15 protein-coding genes are annotated in these 19951 nt (G+C 57.2%); 7 read left to right on the forward strand and 8 right to left on the reverse strand.

The annotated features are described in order from the left end of the window. Nucleotides 1–3: 3 nt before the first annotated feature. From QRN55_RS02970 to QRN55_RS03000, 7 genes are all read right to left on the reverse strand, one after another. The gene (locus QRN55_RS02970; protein WP_233123615.1) at nt 4–1869 is read right to left on the reverse strand and encodes a DUF2264 domain-containing protein; all 1866 of its coding nucleotides are present in this window, start codon (nt 1867–1869) and stop codon (nt 4–6) included. A 64-nt stretch (nt 1870–1933) separates the two neighbouring features. Then, entirely contained in the window at nt 1934–3214 is a 1281-nt protein-coding gene (locus tag QRN55_RS02975; RefSeq protein WP_233123614.1) for an ABC transporter substrate-binding protein, read from the reverse strand. A 43-nt stretch (nt 3215–3257) separates the two neighbouring features. Next, nucleotides 3258–3941: a DUF624 domain-containing protein gene (locus QRN55_RS02980; RefSeq protein ID WP_284774681.1), complete on the reverse strand. Its 684-nt coding sequence runs from the start codon at nt 3939–3941 to the stop codon at nt 3258–3260. 18 nt (nt 3942–3959) lie between these two features. Then, the gene (locus QRN55_RS02985) at nt 3960–5069 is read right to left on the reverse strand and encodes an ABC transporter ATP-binding protein (RefSeq protein ID WP_233123612.1); all 1110 of its coding nucleotides are present in this window, start codon (nt 5067–5069) and stop codon (nt 3960–3962) included. Nucleotides 5070–5084: 15 nt separating this feature from the next. Further along, nucleotides 5085–6257: a glycoside hydrolase family 88 protein gene (locus QRN55_RS02990; protein ID WP_233123611.1), complete on the reverse strand. Its 1173-nt coding sequence runs from the start codon at nt 6255–6257 to the stop codon at nt 5085–5087. A gap of 4 nt (nt 6258–6261) precedes the next feature. Next, nucleotides 6262–7098, reverse strand: coding sequence for a carbohydrate ABC transporter permease (locus tag QRN55_RS02995; RefSeq protein WP_045231938.1), 837 nt, complete (start codon nt 7096–7098; stop codon nt 6262–6264). Between the two features lie 4 nt (nt 7099–7102). Beyond that, complete coding sequence (locus tag QRN55_RS03000) at nt 7103–8047, reverse strand: carbohydrate ABC transporter permease (protein ID WP_233123610.1); 945 nt, start codon at nt 8045–8047, stop codon at nt 7103–7105. A gap of 222 nt (nt 8048–8269) precedes the next feature. Between QRN55_RS03000 and QRN55_RS03005 the strand changes: the two genes are divergently transcribed. Next, nucleotides 8270–10048 (forward strand): heparinase II/III domain-containing protein, encoded by a 1779-nt coding sequence (locus QRN55_RS03005; RefSeq protein ID WP_284774759.1) that lies wholly within the window; start codon nt 8270–8272, stop codon nt 10046–10048. Nucleotides 10049–10060: 12 nt separating this feature from the next. Continuing rightward, entirely contained in the window at nt 10061–10849 is a 789-nt protein-coding gene (locus tag QRN55_RS03010) for a DUF7402 domain-containing protein (protein WP_284774688.1), read from the forward strand. Here the strand turns inward: QRN55_RS03010 and QRN55_RS03015 are convergent. Continuing rightward, nucleotides 10846–11580: a FadR/GntR family transcriptional regulator gene (locus QRN55_RS03015; RefSeq protein WP_111839625.1), complete on the reverse strand. Its 735-nt coding sequence runs from the start codon at nt 11578–11580 to the stop codon at nt 10846–10848. The genes QRN55_RS03010 and QRN55_RS03015 overlap by 4 nt on opposite strands. Before the next feature lie 835 nt (nt 11581–12415). Between QRN55_RS03015 and QRN55_RS03020 the strand changes: the two genes are divergently transcribed. From QRN55_RS03020 to QRN55_RS03040, 5 genes are all read left to right on the forward strand, one after another. Continuing rightward, entirely contained in the window at nt 12416–13075 is a 660-nt protein-coding gene (locus QRN55_RS03020) for an ABC transporter ATP-binding protein (protein WP_111839270.1), read from the forward strand. Then, complete coding sequence (locus QRN55_RS03025; RefSeq protein ID WP_233123607.1) at nt 13072–15480, forward strand: ABC transporter permease; 2409 nt, start codon at nt 13072–13074, stop codon at nt 15478–15480. Before QRN55_RS03020 ends, QRN55_RS03025 begins: the two co-directional genes overlap by 4 nt. Then, nucleotides 15470–16540, forward strand: coding sequence for a lipocalin-like domain-containing protein (locus QRN55_RS03030; protein WP_233123606.1), 1071 nt, complete (start codon nt 15470–15472; stop codon nt 16538–16540). Before QRN55_RS03025 ends, QRN55_RS03030 begins: the two co-directional genes overlap by 11 nt. Before the next feature lie 232 nt (nt 16541–16772). Further along, on the forward strand, nt 16773–17540 hold the full coding sequence (locus tag QRN55_RS03035) for an EAL domain-containing protein (protein WP_502871276.1): 768 nt from the start codon (nt 16773–16775) through the stop codon (nt 17538–17540). A gap of 553 nt (nt 17541–18093) precedes the next feature. Beyond that, nucleotides 18094–19920 (forward strand): ABC transporter ATP-binding protein, encoded by a 1827-nt coding sequence (locus QRN55_RS03040; RefSeq protein ID WP_284774695.1) that lies wholly within the window; start codon nt 18094–18096, stop codon nt 19918–19920. The last annotated feature ends 31 nt before the right edge of the window (nt 19921–19951 follow it).

The following is a 19951-nucleotide window of genomic DNA, read 5'->3' on the forward strand; positions in this document are numbered from 1 at the left end:
GCGTCAGCCTTCGCGATTTTCGTTCAGAGCAAAGGCCGCAACCCGCCGTCCATCGCGCCTGAACGTCTCTTCCAACGCAGACAGATCAGCAGTAACCGGCAATTCGGCCAATGCCGCTTCCGCTGCCGTGTCGGCGGGGAGAGCCATGCAGGCCGTGATAAGATGCGTCTCGCCTGTCGCGATCGTGCCTCGTAACTGCGGAACAAGCGTTCTGGCATGTATGAGATTGGTGTTGGCGATGGCTTGGTGGCATAGACCGACCCGCCGGGTGCCAGTCGATAGATCGAAGATGGCGCTTGTATCGGCCTGCCCGTAACAGACAGCACCGCCTTCGCCCTCTTCCGTCCGGTCACGATTAAAATCGGCTCGTTCGATGGCAAATCCACCTTCGGATATTTGCAGAGGACGTGGGGTGCGGATGCGATGCAGCCTTATGTGCCAAGGGTTGCGCGGCACGAGCCACGTCTCGATATCGACATCCGCCCATGGCCGCCAGCGCGAGTAGAGGCATTCCCCGGCAATCAAAGCCTCCTCCATCGTCTCACGCGTGCGAAAATGCACGCCGTCATCCGATAGCCCCAGCATTCCGTCGAAACTGGCCGCTGCAAAATGCCGGTCGTCTGCCTCGATGTTGAAGGCGTAGCGCGTCGAATAGACGAATTTTGAATATTTCTCCTGCGCGCCGCGCATTTTGTCATGCTGCTGGCCCGAGGAGAGAACCACGACATTGCCGGGCGTGTGGAAAGCGACCATGCCGGGTTTCGGCAAGGGCACCGGCTCGGCAAATGTTTCTGGCTCTGCTTCTTCCGCAACCCAGAACGGATGGTCGCCCGGCAGTGCCAAAGGCAGGAAGAACTTCAGCGCCCAATAGGGCGAGCAGGGCGAGTTGTAACTCTCGCTCATCAACAGGTTGGGATAGCCGTAACCGATGGACAAGACGCCGTCGCGGTCACAAATCGGTAGCTTCGCCCACCATCTGATGTGACGCATGTAATAGCCTTTGACCTGAGACCACGGCAGAGCTTCCAGATCTGCAAAGGCGAGCCCGCCCCAGAAACCGCCCGCCGCGAAACGATAGGTCTGGCTGCGCCCGAAGGCGAGCGAAGCGCCATCCGGGCCAAACCAGTGGCGGATATCGCTGGCGAAGCGTTTGGAGCGCTGGAGCAGCCGGGTTTTGCGCGCATCATCGCCCTTGGCCAACACCGTATAGATTAGCCCGTAGAAATGCATGGCGAAGGGCACGTAGTGATCGACCCGCCGCACCGGTCCGTCGCGGTACCAGCCATCGCCAATGTCGAAGGCCTCGAGTTCATCGAGATAGGCGTGCGTCTTGGTTTTGTCGAAAGCAACGCCCACGCGCTCCAGACCGAGATCGATCAGAACGCGGAAGAACTTCCAGTTATTATCGACGAATTCCCGTTCGCGCGCTGCCAGCAGATAGGCGGCAACGACTTCTTTGTCCGCATCCCTCAAGGGCTCCCAGATGTGCTCAGGCACCATGGCCAGCGCAAAACCGATCGCGGCCAGCTCCACAAGCCGCTGGTTGCGGTCTGAAACATCGCCCCAATATTCGGCATGATCCGGGTTGGTGCCGTTCGCCAGACCGCGCCGGTACAGTTCCCAATACGGGAAGTCATATCCGCCCGCTGACAACGGTACGATTCCCCAAAGCGGGCGCGCAAAGCCTTCCAGTTCCGCTGCCGGATAATCGAAGATCGCGCCCGTGGCACTCAGCCGGACCCGCGCCCCACCTTCGGAAAAATACGGTAAAAGCGGGTTGAACAGATCCATCACAGCCTTTGCGAGATCGTCTCTCGTCAAAAGTGGATTGTTGAAAAGCGGGTTAGCCTTGGCGTTATCGTGATGCACGGCATGTTATCCAAAAACAGATCATAAAAACGGCGGTCGCAAGAGACCTGCGACCGCCTGATGCTTACTTAATGGCTTTGACACCGTCGTCCATGTCCTTGATGCCGTCATCGATGGAGATGTTGTCGGTCATCAGCGCATCGTGGACGCGGTTCAGAACCACCTCGATGCGGGCAGCATTCGGGTTGACGGCCATTTCCAGATAGGCCTTGCCAGCTTTCAGCGCATCCTTGCTGTTCTGGTCCTGCGGAAAGCCGGGAAGTGCGGCAATCGTCTGCGCAACCGTGTCCGATCGCAACGCCGGGAAGGTGCCGGTCGAGGCGACGATGGCCGCACCCTCCGGCCCGGTCACGAACTTGATGAAATCAAGCGCCGCTTCCTTGTGTGCGGAATTGGAATTGACCGACAGGCCGGAAATCTGCGCTGCCGTCGTACCCGCTTCGACGCCATCGGGGTGCGGAAACTTGACGATACCCCAATTGGCGCTCTTGGATTCGCCAGATTTCACTTTGGCGATCTGCGTGCCCATGAACCACGTTCCCATCGGCATCATCCCGATGGTGCCGTTGAAGAACAGCGCGGAATAATGAGTGTTGGAGGTTTTCAGCGATGCATAGGACGGGATTGCGCCGCTCTTTTGCAGGGCAAGCGCCCGCTCATACCATGGCTTTAGAAACTCGTATTTGCCATCGACCAGCGTCTGCTTGCCGTCCTGAATGCCGGGTAGTTGGACCGTGGAGCGCCATGTGTGCAGCAGCGCGCCATAGACGCGGTTCTGGCCCATGCCGCCCTTGAGCTTGGTGGCGATTTCATCGAACTGCGCCCATGTCATGTCATTGGTTGGATAGGGGACGCCCGCCTTGTCGAAGACGTCCTTGTTGTAATAGACGATCCAGAAATCCGAGCGGAACGGCAAAGCAAAAATCTTGCCATCCACGCTCAGTTCCTCGATCAGCCCGCCATAACCCGCCGGGTCGATCTTCTGGTCTTTCATATAGCTGCTGAGATCGGTGATGTTGCCAGCACGCACGAGGTTGGCATAGCCAGGCACATCCTTGATGGTAACGATATCGATGTCTTTCGAACCGCCCGTCAGTTGCGTTGAAATCATCTGCGTGTAGTCCTGCGAACCCAGATCGACAGGCTCGAAACTGACATTGGGATGCTTGGCTTTATAAGCATCCATCAGCGGCTTGAAGTAGGCGCCCTTGTCGAGATCCCACAGCGCCCATTTGAGCGTCACCGGCGCATCGCTCTGCGCAAATGCCGCCCCTCCCATACCAATGGCAAAGCCGATGCCTGCGGTGGCCAGTGCGAATGCACGTCGTGTCGTGTTGAATTCCATAGTCGGTTTCCTCCCGGACTGTGTGGTTTATTGATAGTGTCGGTCAGCGCGTCCCTTTGAGGTCAAAGACCTCGATATGCCTTGCTGCAAAGCAGATAGCGAAGATGCCCAGCGAAAAATTAATGGTGGCAGGCATGAACACCGACACCGGATAAAACAGGATATGCGCAAGCCACAGCGCTGCGACGAAAGCCAGTGCTGCCAGCATCGGAAGCGGCTTCACCAGCGCCATTAATGCCGATTGCCGAAACAAGCTGATAAGCGGTAGATCGCGAGTCACCGTCAGCACGATGGCATAGGCGGAGACGAGACTGACAAACAGCGTCATCACGACGCTGATCGCCAACGGCAGGCTATAGATCAGCCCATCCGGCACCGCTTTTGCGTAGGTGATAACGGCATAGGTGCTGGCGGCCATTAGCGCTGCACTGGCCAGCATCAGAACCGTGCCACGCACCGCATAGCGCTGAAACGCCTCTAGAAAGTCGCGCAGCAGATAGGTGTTTTCATCCGAGACGATGGAGCGGGACACCCGCGCCATGGCGAATGTCGCGGTAGGGATTGTCACCACTGGCAAGCTGGCAATCAGGAACAACAGGTTGAGCTTCACCAACTCCCACCATTCGCGTTTCAGGATATCGAAGAACAGGGCAAGGCCGGTGGCGCGCGGGGCATCCTTTTCGATCCCGGCTCCCTCCCTTGTCCAAAGTCCTTCAAGCCATTGCATCATGCGCCTCCCAGCGGGTTAGTAGAGAATGGAGCGTTCGGTTTCCGGGTCGAACACCTGCGCGCCAGTCAGGTCGGCAATGAGGGTGATATCGTCGCCCAGTCTGCCCTTGAAGCGCGGCGAGACGCGCGCGATCAGTGCCTTGCCGTTTGCGACGAGATTGAGGTGAACCTCCGATCCCATTGGCTCGGCCAGCTCCAGCGTGGCATTGAATGGCACGGTGTTGGCTGCGTCGATATCAGCAGGTGCAAACTCGTGAAAATTCTCAGGCCGAATGCCGAGAATGACCTCCTTGTTTTCGTAAGGGCGCAGCCGCTCAATATCGATGCTGGCGGGCAAGGGCATCGGCTTGCCATCGAAGACAGCCGTGAAACGCTCACCGTCGCGCTTCAAGGTTACCGGCAGCATGTTCATTTGCGGGGCGCCGATGAAACCGGCAACGAACATATTAATAGGCCGGTCGTAAAGCTGTTGTGGCGTATCCACCTGCTGAATGTGGCCATCCTTCATCACCACGATGCGGTCGGCCATCGTCATCGCTTCGATCTGGTCATGCGTCACATAGATGAAGGTCGCATCCAGCCGCTTGTGGAGCTTGCTGATCTCAGCCCGCATCGTGCCGCGCAGCTTGGCATCGAGGTTGGATAGCGGCTCATCGAGAAGAAAGACCTCTGGGTTGCGCACCATGGCGCGGCCCAGCGCCACACGTTGCCGCTGCCCACCGGACAGCGCCTTCGGTTTGCGGTTCAACAGATGTGTGATGTCGAGAATATTGGCGGCTTCCTTCACTTTTTCATCGATGAAGTCGCGCGGTGCCTTTCTCAGTTGCAGCCCGAACGCCATGTTTTTATAGACCGTCATATGCGGATAGAGCGCATAGTTCTGGAACACCATGGCGATGTCACGGTCCTTGGATGGCACGTCATTCATCACGTCCTCGCCGATGCAAAGCTCGCCGCCGGAAATTTCCTCCAGCCCGGCAATCATCCGCAACGTGGTGGATTTACCGCAGCCGGACGGGCCGACCAGAATGATGAATTCCTTGTCGGCAATCTCCAGATCGATATCGTGGACGACCTTGAGCGCACCAAAAGTCTTGTTGAGTTTTTTCAGCGAAATGCTTGCCATATGTCCCTCACGCGCTCACCAGTAGGAGGCCCAGTTGCGCGACAATCGCGTCAGTGCTTCCAGATAATAATAATCGCCCCAGGACACGCACTCATCAACGCCTTCGCCGCGGCAGGTGTTGTGCTGCGTTTTCTTCGAATAGGTGCCGTGCAGAAGCTGCCCATTTGAGATGCCGGGGTCCTTGACCGAGTAGCTATCGACAAGACTTTTCACCATGCGTCGGGCCAGATCGCGATACTGCTGCGCCTTCTCAGCCTCTTCCAGATCGGCCATTTCCAACAGGCCGCAAGCAACGATGGACGCTGCCGAACTGTCGCGTGGCTCGCCGTCTTTTTCCGTGAAGACAAGGTCCCAATAGGGCACGAGATCGGACGGTAGGCGTTTCAGATAGAAGGCCAGCAGCCGCTCGAAGGCATCGCGGTAGGCGGACAGGCGCTCGTAGCGGTAGGAAAACGCCATTCCCGCAATGCCCCAGGCCTGGCCACGCGCCCAGTAGCTCTCGTCGCTATAACCCTGCTTCGTCACACCCCGTACCGGTGCGCCGGTATCCGGGTCCATATAGAACGTGTGATAGGTGGAATCGTCGGGCCGTACCGAATGGGCAAGCGTGGTGCGGGCATGGGCCAGCGCAACATCGCGGTAGTCCTCGCGCCCCGTCTGTTCAGCTGCCCAGTAGAGCAGCGGCAGGTTCAGCAGGCAGTCGATGATGTAGCGATATTCATTCGGGTTGCCCTTGCGCCCCCATGCCTGGATGAACTGGCCGATGGGCTGGAACCGCTCCATCAACTGGTCGGCTGCCATCAGCGCCGCACGCTTGCCGTCCTCATCCCCCACCAGCTTCCAGGCGGCGATACAGGAGGGCGAATAGAGAAAGCCCATATCGTGATGGTCCGTCTCGATGCGGTTTTCGATCCGGTGCAAAAAGCTCTGCACCTGTATCTGCGCCGCATGCTGAAACACCTTGTCGCCCGTATGCTCGAAGGCCAGCCATATCTGCCCCGGCCAGAACCCGGCGGTCCATTGGTCGTTGGCAACGGCCGGATAAAAATTGCCAACGCTGGAATGGTTCTGTGCCTTGTAGGTAAACACCGGCAGGTTGCGCCGCACCTGTTCAACGGCCTTTGCCATCGCCGCATCGACTTCGGCAGAGGTAATCGGGTTCGGTTGGGTGTTGGTAAAATTCAGCATGGCATCAACCCTTGATCCCTGAGGAAGCGACGCCTTCGACGAAGAAACGTTGCAGCGCCAGGAAAACGATGAGAACCGGGATCAGCGCCACCACGGACGCGGCCATGATCAACCCGTATTCTGCCGAATATTGCGAAATGAACATGCGAAGCCCGATCTGGATGGTCTTCAGTTCGGTTTTCGTCAGATAGATCATCGGCCCGAGAAAGTCGTTCCAGGTCGTGACGAAGGTGAAGATCGTCAGCGTCGACAGCGCAGGCTTGGAGAGAGGCAGCATGATCTTCGCCCAGATCTGGTATTCGTTCATGCCGTCGATGCGCGCCGCCTCGCACAACTCGTTGGGTATCGACATATAGAACTGCCGCATCAGAAACACGCCGAAGGCGGTAAAGGCTTGCAGCAGGATCAGCGCCAGATGGGTGTTGTTGAGGCCGAATTCCCGCATCAGCAGGAATTGCGGCACCATATAAACCTGCCACGGCATGGCGATGGTAGCGATGTAGCCCAGGAACAGCGTGTTCTTGTAGGGAAAGTGCAGCTTGGCAAAGGCATAGGCAGCGAAACTCGATGTCAGCAACTGCATGATCGTGACGATGATTGTCAGCTTCGACGTGTTGTAGATGAACAGCGCCAGCGGGATTTTCGTCCATATCTCGGTGTAGTTTTCCCAACGCGGCTGCGCCGGTATCCATTCGATGGGGAAGGCAAAAACATCGCGGCTGAGCTTGAGCGATGCCGAGAGCATCCACGCAAACGGTAGCAGCATGACGATGGTGATCGCGATGACCGTGGCGTAGACGGCAATCGTTCCCACGGTGACTTTCCGGCCCATGATTCGCATCGTCTCAGTCCTCCCGCTGCCGTTTGAACTGGACGACGGTCACGGCCAGCACGAGGAAGAACAGAACGAGCGCAATCATGCTGGAATAACCGAGATCCCAGGAAATGAAGGCTTCGTTGTAGATGTGATAGACCAGAACCAGCGTGGATGTGCCGGGCCCGCCCTGCGTTATCATGTAGACCTGATCGAACACTTTGAAGGATTGGATCGTCAGCATGACGGTGACGAAAAACGTCGTCGGCGCCAGTTGCGGCAGCGTGACGTGGATAAACTTCTGCCAGGCATTGGCGCCATCCAGCCCTGCCGCCTCGTAAAGCTCGGAATTGATGCCCTGAAGCCCGGCGAGATAGATCACCATGTAGTAACCCATGCTCTTCCAGATGCCGAAGAGAATGACTGTCACCATCGCCCAATGCCGGTCCGCTGCCCAGCCGGGCATATCGGCAGGGTCCATGCCCAGCGTATAGAGCAGCATGTTGACCGGCCCCATTTCGGGGTTGAAAATCATGTTCCAGACGACGGCCACTGCCACCAGCGACGCGACGTAGGGAAAGAACATCGCCGTGCGGAAGAAGTCGCGCCCGAGAATTTTCTGGTTGAGGAGCACCGCCAGTCCCAGCGCGCACGCCAGCGTCGCAGGCACGGAAACGACGGTATAGACGATCGTATTCCAGAAGGCTGAAATGAACGCCTTGTCTTCGAACAGGCGCCAGAAATTATCCAGCCCCGCAAAGCTCATGGCATTGGAGCCATCCCAATGCATGAACGCGAGCGCAAAGGCGAAGAGAATAGGGCCGAGCGTGAAGATGGCGAAGCCGAGAAAGTTCGGGGCGATGAAGGAATAGGCGATCAGCGCATTTTCGATCCGGCGTCGTCTCTTGGAAACGATCCGGACCTTCTTCTTGCGGTATGGGGCTGCCTGTGTGTCAGTCGCGGTCGCAATGGCCACGGCATTCCTCCCATTGTCGGCCCGCCGTCATCATGACCGGCGCACACTGTTGCACTCTCTCCTGCCATCAGATTTTCACCTGATGCCTCCTGCCGTTTTGATAGCACAAAATCCGCATTGGTCAAACAACTTCACTTAAAGTCAGACAAATTCTCTGGAGATTCAAAAAGACGTATGATAGGAGCCTTGCTATCGAAGATCGAACGCGCGGGAGGTCAGGGCGTGTTTGCAGAGTTGATACCGCTCTTGCCGAATAGGCTGGGTGATTTTGCAGCCGATGTCACGGCTGAACGCATCCGCCGCTCCGCATCGCAGGCCAGCCGCGCAGAGCTGATCGATGCTGCCGTGAAGGCGCTCAATGAGCCGTGGTCCACCATCCTCGCCAGCGACTACATGGAGTACACTCAAAACGGCAACCGCTCGCGCTTCGAAGCACTCTATTTTGCGCGCCGCCTCAAGCTGAACGCGCTGATTCTGGGAGAATGTATCGAGGGTGATGGACGTTTCCTCGCTGAAATCGTCGACGGCCTGTGGCTCATCTGCGAAGAAAGCGGCTGGCAGTTGCCCGCGCACAATTCTCATGTCCGTGGCGGTCCTCGCACCCCGCTTCCCGACCCGCAGAACCCAGTGATCGATCTCTTCGCGGCGGAAACAGCGGCCAATCTGGCGCTCGTCTCGTTCCTGCTCGCCTCCCAACTGGACGCCACCCTCTTGGCGCGAATATCGAGCGAAATCGACCAGCGCATCACCCGGCCCTACCTCTCGCGCCATTTCTGGTGGATGGGCAGTGGCGATGAGCGGATGAACAACTGGACGGCGTGGATCACGCAGAACGTCCTCCTATCCACATTTTTGCAGCCCACCGATCAGCCCACCCGCCGCGCCGTTGCCGAACAGGCCCTGAAAAGCCTCGATGCCTTCCAAAAAGACTACGCGGAGGACGGGGCCTGTGAAGAGGGCGCACTCTATTACGGGCATGCGACACTGTGCCTGTTCACAGGACTAGCGGTTCTAGAAGAAGCGGCCCCCGGCGTGACAGCCGCGCTTTTGAGCGAAGACAAGCTCCGCAACATGGCCGAATTCATTCGGCATATGCATGTCGCCGATGACCAGTTCTTCAACTTCGCAGACGCCCCTGCGCGGTTCGAGACCAGCGGCCTGCGTGAATATCTCGTCGGCAAAACCATCGCATCGCCAGCGCTTCAGGCCTTCGCCGTAGATCGCTGGCAGCGTTCGCCCAGGCGCTTGAGGCAGGACGAATGGAACCTCTGGTATCGTGTGCAAGCGGTTCTGGCAGAGCAGGAACTGGCCGAGGCTAGTGTCACGCCGCCCGCCAAAGTCGATATGTTCTACTCCGGCATAGAACTCGCCATCGCCCGCGATGATATCTTCGATCTTGCGGTCAAGGGCGGCAACAATGGCGAAAGCCATAACCACAATGATGTCGGCAGCGTCACGCTCTACAAGCATGGCCGTCCCTTCCTCATCGATGTCGGCGTCGAGACCTACACGGCCAAAACCTTCTCGCCGCAGCGTTACGACATCTGGACCATGCAATCGGCCTTCCACAATCTCCCCAGCTTCGGCGCCGTTATGCAGAAGGATGGCGATGCCTTCGCCGCCCGCAATTTCCGTGTCGATTTCACTGAACAGCATGCTGAAATCTCTCTTGATCTCGCCGATGCCTATCCGCCGGAGGCCGGTGTCCAAAGCTACACCAGAACCATCAGGCTTGTCCGTGGTCAGTATGTCGAAATCGTCGATGACCACCAGGGCGAGCGAGATGCCGTTCTGTCGCTCATGACGGTCGAAAAGCCCCGTATCGCTGGCAACATGCTGGTTCTGGGTGACCTGGGTTCCATCGATATCGAGGGTGCGGCGGTGCCCACCGTCGAAATGATCGAGATCGCTGATCCGCGCTTGCGCCAGTCATGGCCAGACGCGATCCACCGCACCCTCATTCCGCTCAAAGGCAAACGCCTTCGCCTCGTCATCCGCTAAGGGAGAATGCCGATGAAGCTCACACTCAAAGTTGTCAACGCCGCAGGCACGGTCCTGTCGCAAGCCAGTTGCGACGACGAAGTCTTTCTGGTCTATCGTAGTGAGTATGCGCAAGGTAACAGGATCGTCATCGAAGCGGCAGAACCTGGCTATATCGATCTTAGCCTCGATGCCGGCATGCCGCCCGCGCGTGTCTTTCTGGCGGGTACGGAGTTCTCTCTTCCTATCCCGTTCGGCCTGACGCGCAAGACCTATCCGCCGCAGTCCTTCTTGGGCAACCTCCACCGCTTATCCGCCTGTCGCGTTCACCCAGATGAGGCTTTGACGCGCCGAAACCTAGCCTTCAATCCCTTCGATCACCACGACAACACGACGCTCTTTCCCCATGCGAAAGCCAATGTGGAAACGCGCGGCGAGGCCGTCTTTGCTGCGCGCAATGCCATCGATGGCGAAAAGGCCAACACGGATCACGGCTTCTGGCCCTATACCAGCTGGGGCATCAATCAGGACCCGGCGGCAACGCTCACTTTGGCGTTCGGGCGTCCCGTGCTAGTTGATCAGGTCACGCTGTATCTCAGGGCAGATTTCCCCCATGATGCCTGGTGGAACGAGGCCAGCATGACCTTTTCAGATGGCCACGTGCTGACGGTCCCCTTGGTCAAATCCGGTGCCGCTCAAGCCTTCGCCATGCCGCCGCGCACGGTCGAATGGGTGCGCTTGCATGACCTGAAAAAGGCAGATGATCCATCGCCGTTTCCAGCGCTCACCCAATTCGAGGTGTGGGGCGCAGACGTCGCCTAGTTAGCAGCGATCCCGCGCAGATCGCGCATCATCTCGCGGTAGCGAAGCTGGCTGCCGCGCAGATGCTCCTGCATGGCCAGCTTTGCCGCCTGTTCGTCCCGGTCTGAAATCGCAACGATGATGGCCTCATGCTCCCTGTGGATCAGGCGTCGATAGGCGGTCTGGTCAACCTCCTGCTGCTTGGGAACGAAGCGGGATTGCGGAATGGCCGCGGGTCCATGCAGTTCCAGAAATTGCGTGAACAGCGGATTGTTGGTCGCCGCCGCAATCGCAAAATGCAGCGCCAGATCCGCCTCGCGGATGGACTGGTTGTTCTCGAGACAGTCCAGCACTTTGGCGTGGCACTCGAAAATCGCCTCTTCCTGAGACGGCGACCTGCGAAGTGCCGCAAGCCCCGCTGCCTCGATTTCCAGCGGGGTGCGAATTTCCAACACTTCGAGATCCGAAGACAGTCTCGCTTTGTCTATCTTTACCGGAGCGCCGTCTCTTTCCTTCTTGAGAACAAAAATTCCGGCCCCCTGACGGACCTCCACCAACCCGTCGCAACGCAACGCCGTGACCGCTTCTCTAACAACGGTACGGCTGACGCCATGCGTTTCCGTCATTTGAATCTCGCTGGGCAAGCGGTCTCCAGGGCCGTATTGACCGGATGCAATGGCGTCTCTGAGACTCACGCTGACTTTGGTGACAAGAGACCCGGAGGATTTGCTACGTTTCTGCTTTTGGGGCACGCGGTCACCATCATTGAAAATCGAGCGAAGAGTAAGCTCCTACAAATATGTATGATGAATTTCAGGAAAGTTCAATGATCATACCAATTTACTGGATATTTGTGGAAACGAACTTAATATGATCTCAAAAACTGTGTTGGCTATCCCTAGGAAGCGGAGAGTGGTGCCGTTACAGTTGGCAAGTTCGACGTCATTAATAGACGCTACGTGTCGTCCCAGCCCCAACCTATAGATGCCGCGCTCAGCCGGCTAAGCCGCCCCGGCAGCGTTTCTATCGTTTCGGATACCGGTAGCTCAGGTGATTATCCAGCTTCGTGCGCTGAGGATAAGACGTACCAGTCCACCAAGCCCGATGCCACTTCGGTGGCTCTATCATTCGTTTTGCTGAGGTTATTTTCTTCGCACCAAGCGTTGTGAAACCGATCTATTTTTTTAGGTCGCTTGATGAACACGGGCAAAGCGGCATTCGGAGTGTATGGGTCCTTTTTATACCGGAAATCATGTTGTATCGGGTCGTTGGATAACAACAGCCGCTGAACCGGTTTGTTCAGTTGGTCGTATAATGTGCCCCCGTGGCCCATAGAAAACGGTTTTCCTGGTATGTGCCAGCACGTGGTTTCGCGTTGAGTCTTCGCCCTTCAGCGCTTACCGATCCGCCTTCGCGTGCTAGTCAGCATTCTGACGCGGGACCAGTCCTTTGTTCTTTCTTACCAGATCGGTCCGGCGAGATAGTGGAGTGATCGAGTAACACGCGTAGTCTCGCGTCAAGAACAGGTTTCTCCAAAGAGGTTCAGACATGTTACCTTAGGCATTCATCAACCGCCTTGAGGCCATTATGATTCTTTCCCTTTCCGGCGTTCGCAAATCCTATACGACCACTGAAGGGACAATCGAGATATTGAAAGGTATCGATCTTGATGTGTTGGCAGGCGAAAGCGTGGCGCTGACGGGTGAGTCTGGCAGCGGCAAGAGCACGCTCCTTCACCTAGTGGGAGGGCTCGATCATCCAGACGGTGGCTCGGTGGTCGTAGGCGGGCAGGATATTTCGTCTTTTGACGATGGAGGGCGTGCAAGATATCGCAGAACGCAAGTCGGCCTCGTGTTTCAGCAATTCAACCTGATCCCGTCGTTGAATGTCGCGGCGAATATTTCCTTTCACGCGAGACTTGCGGGTCGACACGACCCGGCATGGGAAGCCGGACTCACGGAAGAATTGGGCTTGAGTGCTTACCTTGCCCGGTATCCAGAGCAACTGTCTGGTGGGCAGCAGCAGCGTGTGGCGATTGGGCGGACGCTTGCGGTCAGGCCTCCTCTTATTCTAGCAGACGAACCCACCGGCAATCTCGACGAGGCCACCGGCGATACCGTGCTGGATTTGATGCTTACGCTTGCACGCAACGCAGGCTCTGCGCTTCTCCTCGTTACCCATTCATCCAGATTGGCGGATCGGCTGGATCGGAAAGTCGTCCTGTGTAGCGGGCGGATTGCCGGATGAGGTTTGTTGCATTCATGGCCCTGCTGTCCCACTGGCGGCGTAAGCCACTGCAATTGCTGACACTGGTGATGGGTATAGCGCTGGCAACAGCGCTTTGGTCGGGGGTGCAGGCCATCAATGCTGAGGCAAGCGCCAGCTATGCCCGAGCCGCATCCGTTCTTGAACAAGGCGCTTTGGACCAAGTCGTATCCAAGGATGGCACCGGCATTTCGATCCGGTCCTACGGCAATCTGCGCCGTACAGGTTGGAACGTTTCTCCCGTCATCGAAGGTATTCACCGGTTCGGCCAAGCACGCATCAGGTTGATTGGCATCGATCCGCTCAGCATGCCGAAGGAAGGGCAGGTGGCGCCGGTTTCTGATGGGTCCGATCTTCTGACGTTCCTCTCGCCCCCTGGCCAACTTGTCGTCTCAGCTGCAACGGCAGAAAAGCTGCGCGGCAAAACGGATATGGATATCAATATCTCCGATAGCGTGCCGGATGAAGCGGCCTTCGTAGATATCTCGGTCGCCGACCGTCTGCTGGAGACTCATGGCAAGATCACCCGGCTCGTCGTCGCTGGCGCGCAAAAGCCGGGATTGGCACCCGTTGAAAACATCGCGCCGGAACTGACGCTGCGGGAAAACAACGATCAACCGGACGTCGCTCGCCTCACGGACAGTTTCCATCTCAACCTCACCGCGTTCGGTTTCCTATCTTTCGTCGTCGGCCTTTTCATAGTCTATTCGGCAACCGGATTGACGTTTGAACAGCGGCGTGGAACGTTTCGGACATTACGGTCCCTCGGTGTCTCGCTGCCAGCGCTCACAATCATGCTGGTCATCGAACTGGCCGGGTTGGCGCTCATCTCCGGCCTGATCGGCGTCATCATGGGCTATTTCATCGCCTCCGCTCTGATGCCGGGCGTGGCGGCAACCCTGCGCGGTCTCTACGGCGCAAGCGTGTCAGGCTCCTTGACGATACGACCAGAGTGGTGGGCGACAGGGCTGGCAATAGCGTTTGGCGGGACGACGATCTCCTCAGCGCAGAGCCTGTGGCGGGTCTGGACATTGCCCATTCCGATGTCCGCTCAGCCCAGAGCCTGGGCAAGAGCTTCGGCAAGAACACTCACCTATCAGGTCACAGCGGCGGCAGCGTTGCTGGCTCTCGGGGTCATCTTGGCCGCTGGCGGGTCCGGGCTTGTCGTGGGGTTTACAGTGCTGGGCTGCTTGTTGTTAGGGAGCGCGTTTCTGCTCCCCGGTATGCTCGCCATCGGCCTTTCTCTGGCAGAACGCTTTTCCCGCGGGGCTTTGACGCAATGGTTCTGGGCGGACACAAGACTGCAACTACCGGGCCTGTCGCTCGCGCTGATGGCACTTCTGCTCGCACTATCAGCAAATATCGGCGTCGGAACAATGGTCTCAAGCTTCCGGCTAACATTCCTTGGTTGGCTGGATCAGCGCCTGGCAGCGGAACTCTACGTGACCGCACAGGACGTGGAGCAAGCCAGACGCCTCCGCGAATGGCTCTCACAGCACGCCGCAGCGGTGCTCCCAATCTGGAGCGTGGAGCGCGATGTGCTGGGAGAGCAAATGCAAATCTTCGGTGTGGCTGACGACCCAACCTACCGTGCCCACTGGCCCTTGATCGTGGCGGATGCAGATGCCTGGGACAAGATTGCTGCGGGCACTGGTGCTCTCATCAATGAGCAAATGTGGCGCCGAGGCGATGTAAAGCTTGGGCAAATCCTTCCCATGCCAGGCGAATGGAGCGTTACTGTAGTGGGGACCTATTCGGACTACGGCAATACCAAGGGTCAGGTCATGGTCGGAATAGACAGCCTCGTCGCCTATTATCCCGATGTGGCCAAACTCCGCTACGGCGTCCGTGTGCCGCCCGAACGCGCACAAGATCTCAAGCGGCAGATCGTCAGCGAGTTCGGCCTTCCCGAAACCGCCGTTATCGATCAGGCATCTCTCAAGCAGCAATCAAGAGCCATCTTCGAACAGACATTCACAGTCACCGGCGCCTTGAACGTGCTGACGCTCGGAGTTGCCGGGTTCGCGATGTTCGCCAGCTTGCTCACACTCTCCGGCATTCGCCTTCCGCAATTGGCGCCGGTCTGGGCAATGGGCATCCGGCGGCGAGATCTGGCACTGTACGAAATCGCCCGCACTCTGGCGCTCTGGCTCGCCACCTTCATCGCCGCCATTCCTGTCGGCCTCGGATTGGCGTGGGTGCTCTTGGCAATCGTCAACGTTCAGGCATTCGGCTGGCGTCTACCGATGATGGTCTTCCCGCTGGACTGGGTATGGCTGGGCGCAATTGCGTTGATTGCCGCTCTGCTATCGGTCGCTGTGCCTGTCCGCCGCTTGGCGACGATCAACCCCGCCGATCTGCTCAGGATATTCGCCAATGAACGCTAGAAAGTCGGTCGCGATCCTGTCCGCCATATTCATGGCCGTCTCCGCTGGTAGCAGCCAGTCGCAAGGCTTCGCCGGGCTGGGTTCAGATGCAGACGGTTTTGCAGTGCCCCAGCAAGGACACGCATTATCCTTCCCGGCAGACCACGGCGCTCACCCCGATTATCGGATCGAATGGTGGTACGTAACAGCCAATCTTGAAGGTGAGGATGGCAAAACATATGGCGCGCAGTGGACACTGTTCCGGTCAGCCTTGGTGCCGGGAAACAGCGAGGGATTTTCAGACCCACAGGTCTGGATCGGCCATGCCGCCCTCACAACGGAAGACCAGCACTACTTCGCTGAGCGCCTCGGTCGGGGAGGCGTCGGGCAGGCAGGGGTCAGTACCGCACCTTTTGAAGCTTGGATCGATGACTGGAAAATGAAGGGCGCAACATCGTCGCGTGGGGATCAACTGGCGGATCTCACCCTGGTAGCCAATGGAAGCGACTTCAGCTACGACCTGAACCTAAAAGCAATTGGACCTCTCGTCCTGCAAGGAGATCGCGGTTTTTCCGTAAAATCCGCGGCGGGCCAAGCTAGCTACTATTACTCGCAGCCGTTCTATCGGGTAACAGGGGCGATCAAGCTTGCCGGCTCCGACGTAAAGGTCACCGGCAAGGCATGGCTGGATAGGGAATGGTCATCTCAGCCGCTCGCCAGCAATCAGACTGGGTGGGATTGGTTCTCAATTCATTTGGAAGCGGGTGAGAAGCTGATGGCGTTCAGGCTGCGCGATGACAAGGATGGGTTCATTTCGGCAAACTGGATTGCCGCTGATGGGGAGACGACACCGCTGTCGAAGGACGACGTTCGTCTGGAACTCATCCGGCGGGCTGAGGCAGGCGGGCGCAGTATACCGGTTGGATGGCGTATACAAATCCCTAAGAAATCGCTCGACATCACAACCCAGCCATTAAACGACGGGTCTTGGATGGCGACGTCGCCACCATATTGGGAGGGTCCGATCAGCATCAGCGGCAGCACGAAGGGAGCGGGGTACCTCGAGATGACCGGCTATTAGAGAAACCAGTCGGTATGTGGACAGAACGCTGGGCGGCTCGCTTGCGGTTCACTGTCTCATTTTCCTTCTTTGCCTGGTCGTGATGCCACTTTATGGCGAAGTACATACCTGTTCCCAAAACTAGAGGCTTGAGCGGTAAGCTCGAATGTTGAAATTAGAGATCGCACATCAGCACAATCTTAACGCCTTATAATTTAGTATTTCGAAAATAGCGGACATGGGATGATGACGGATGCCGACACAGTGCAGTGGTTGCCACGATGGTGCAGCATTCGACGTGCCATTTTCAATGGCGTTTCAGCCCATCGTAGATATCACCACGGGTAAAGTCTTTGCTCATGAAGCATTGGTGCGCGGGCCGAATGGCGAAGGCGCTGGTTCCGTTCTTGGGCAGGTCAGGACTGATAATCGTTATGCATTCGATCAGCAATGTCGTGTCAAGGCGATTGAACTGGCGTCAAGCCTTTACAGCCCGGCTGACGATGTGAAGCTCTCGATCAATTTCATGCCAAACGCCGTATACGAGCCTCGTGCCTGCATTCGCCTTACACTGGCCACCGCCATGAAAACCGGGTTTCCACTGGATCGTATCATTTTCGAGTTTACCGAAAGCGAAGTCCTCGACACCAAACATGTGCTCCATATTTTGAGAACATACAGGGACATGGGTTTCAAGACGGCAATAGATGACTTCGGAGCAGGTCACTCAGGATTGGGTCTTCTGACCCACTTTCAGCCAGACATCGTCAAGCTCGACATGGACATAATCCGTGGCATCGATATCGACCCGGTCAGACGCACGATCGTCAAGCACACGTTAAACATGCTGGAAGACCTAGCAATTGTCCCACTGTGCGAAGGTGTCGAGACAGTGGATGAGTTGGCCGTGCTGAAGGACCTTGGAGTCTCGCTTATTCAGGGCTATGTGCTGGCGAAACCAAGCTTCGAAGCCCTAGCAATTCCAAATATGCCAGCAGCACTCTTTTCAAAGGTTGCGTGATTGCTATAGCAACTACCAAATGAATTCGCTCACGGAACCTGCGTGCCAGTCGCTGGAACAGAAATCGCTTAGAGAGATTGGCTAGCCGTGGTCAACAACCTGCCTCGACGATAGAACTGTCTGAAAAAAAAGGCGGATACCCGAGTCGCCCTAGCCTGATGGCCATATAGTCCCGCACACAAGCGGTAAAGGCAACATCCTTCGAAAACTCATCAATGACAGCGCGTTAAAGCGTGCAGCGGCTCAGCTTGACCGATGTGGTCGAGAAGCGCGCATTTTTTCGCCTTGATTCAGTCGGGCACCCAATGCCGACTGGTTCACCAACCCACTGCTTTTTGAGTGGTCAAATGCACGATTGTTAGGCAATGATAGAATATTGTTCAACAGTATAGACATGATTGTTCCGCTTTGGTAGCGTCTTAATTAGCAATTCATTTCCTGTTTTTGGTGGGTCGGGACCGTAAGGGCGCATTTGATTGTAGCTCAATGTCTTCGTACCCATGACGGATTTGAAATTGAATAATATGGTGCAAGCGCCGCTGGAGACGCAGACATGACGAACGCAATGGACAAACTCGCGCCGCTCCTTTCGGTTGAGGGGTTGAGTGTCGAGTTTGGCGCCAGTCGCGTTGTCGATGATCTTTCCTTCTCCGTTGCAGCTGGGAAGACAGTTGCTATCGTAGGAGAGTCGGGTTCAGGAAAGTCGATAACCTCGCTTTCGACCATGCGTCTGGCAGATATGATGGGCGCGAAGTTTCCGACCGGCAGGATCATGTTTGGTGAGAAGAATCTGCTCCAGGTTTCGCAGAGGGACATGCGCTCCATCAGGGGCAAAGACATCGCCATGATCTTTCAGGAGCCGATGACCTCGCTCAATCCTGTTTTCACTATCGGTGATCAGATTTGCGAGGTGCTGATCCTCCACGAAAAGATGGGCAAGACGGCCGCTTCCGCAGAGGCGCGAAGGCTTCTCGATATGGTGCGTTTGCCGGATTCGGCCGCACTTCTGGATCGCTATCCGCACCAATTGTCGGGCGGAATGCGACAGCGCGTGATGATCGCCATGGCGCTGGCCTGCCGCCCAAAGCTCCTGATCGCAGACGAGCCGACCACGGCTCTCGACGTCACCATTCAGGCGCAAATCCTCAACATCATGCGCGACCTTCAAAGAGAACTCGGCATGGCCATGGTCTTCATCACGCATGACATGGGTGTCGTTGCCGAAATGGCCGATGACGTCGTCGTCATGTGGAAAGGCAAGAAGGTCGAGGAAGGCCCCGTTGGGCAGATATTCGCCAACCCGCAGCATCCCTACACGCGCATGCTTCTATCGGCCGTGCCGCGTCTCGGCAGCATGGCCGGGGAGGAGTTTCCCAAACGCACGCCGCTGACGGTTCTGGAAGATGGTGAGCCCAAAATCATCGGTGAAGAGCGCGTGCAGGACACCGCGAAATACGATGAAAAGCCGCTTTTGTCGGTCAAGGATTTGCTGGTTCGGTTTGATGTGAAGAAGAACCTTTTCGGCAAGGCGACCCATCGCCTCAGTGCCGTCCAGAACGTCAGTTTCGACATTCATCCGGGTGAAACTCTGGCGCTGGTCGGTGAATCCGGTTCCGGCAAATCGACCATCGGTCGTACGATCCAGCAGCTTCAGGCGTCAATGGGTGGCGAGATCGCCTTTGCCGGGCGGACCTACTCATCCATGTCTGCGGCGGAACGTTTTCGCATGCGACAGGAAGTTCAATACATCTTCCAAGACCCATTTGCCTCGCTCGATCCGCGCAAGACGGTTGCGTTTTCGATTGCCGAGCCGATCAACACGCATGGCTTGATCTCCGGCAGTAAGGCGGTTCGCCGTCGGGTCGACGAACTCCTCGAACGCGTTGGCCTGAGCTCCGCCGTGGCCGAGCGTTATCCTCACGAGTTCTCGGGTGGCCAGCGCCAACGCGTCTGCATTGCGCGCGCATTGGCATCCGATCCGAAGCTGATCATCGCCGACGAAGCGCTGTCGGCGCTCGACGTGTCCATTCAGGCGCAGATCATCAACCTGTTCATGGATTTGCAGGCCGAACGCGGTCTCGCCTACCTGTTCATCAGCCATGACATGGCCGTGGTTGAGAAGATCAGCCACCGCGTTGCTGTTCTTTATCTCGGCCAGATCATGGAATTGGGCAGCCGCCGACAGGTCTTTGAGACACCGACGCATGATTACACACGCCGGTTGCTGTCGGCAGTGCCGGTCGCTGATCCTGCTGCCGTCAGGCACACCGCAATGATCGAGGGTGAAATTCCCAATCCTGTTCGTCGCGTCGGCGATGAGCCCGCAATTCTCGTTCACGAGGAAATCAATCCAGGTCACTTCGTCGCAAGAAGCGCCTGAAAAACCGCGAAAAATCGCATCTATCTGAGAG

It is taken from the genome of Agrobacterium sp. lyk4-40-TYG-31 (assembly GCF_030209855.1).
Classification (GTDB): domain Bacteria; phylum Pseudomonadota; class Alphaproteobacteria; order Rhizobiales; family Rhizobiaceae; genus Agrobacterium; species Agrobacterium vaccinii.

Excerpts from the sequence above, each read along its gene's own strand:
- QRN55_RS02975 (WP_233123614.1), bottom strand. The coding sequence starts at position 3,214 with ATGGAATTCAACACGACACGACGTGCATTCGCACTGGCCACCGCAGGC.
- QRN55_RS02980 (WP_284774681.1), bottom strand. The coding sequence starts at position 3,941 with ATGCAATGGCTTGAAGGACTTTGGACAAGGGAGGGAGCCGGGATCGAA.
- QRN55_RS02985 (WP_233123612.1), bottom strand. The coding sequence starts at position 5,069 with ATGGCAAGCATTTCGCTGAAAAAACTCAACAAGACTTTTGGTGCGCTC.
- QRN55_RS02990 (WP_233123611.1), bottom strand. The coding sequence starts at position 6,257 with ATGCTGAATTTTACCAACACCCAACCGAACCCGATTACCTCTGCCGAA.
- QRN55_RS02995 (WP_045231938.1), bottom strand. The coding sequence starts at position 7,098 with ATGCGAATCATGGGCCGGAAAGTCACCGTGGGAACGATTGCCGTCTAC.
- QRN55_RS03010 (WP_284774688.1), top strand. The coding sequence starts at position 10,061 with ATGAAGCTCACACTCAAAGTTGTCAACGCCGCAGGCACGGTCCTGTCG.
- QRN55_RS03020 (WP_111839270.1), top strand. The coding sequence starts at position 12,416 with ATGATTCTTTCCCTTTCCGGCGTTCGCAAATCCTATACGACCACTGAA.
- QRN55_RS03025 (WP_233123607.1), top strand. The coding sequence starts at position 13,072 with ATGAGGTTTGTTGCATTCATGGCCCTGCTGTCCCACTGGCGGCGTAAG.
- QRN55_RS03030 (WP_233123606.1), top strand. The coding sequence starts at position 15,470 with ATGAACGCTAGAAAGTCGGTCGCGATCCTGTCCGCCATATTCATGGCC.
- QRN55_RS03035 (WP_502871276.1), top strand. The coding sequence starts at position 16,773 with ATGCCGACACAGTGCAGTGGTTGCCACGATGGTGCAGCATTCGACGTG.
- QRN55_RS03040 (WP_284774695.1), top strand. The coding sequence starts at position 18,094 with ATGACGAACGCAATGGACAAACTCGCGCCGCTCCTTTCGGTTGAGGGG.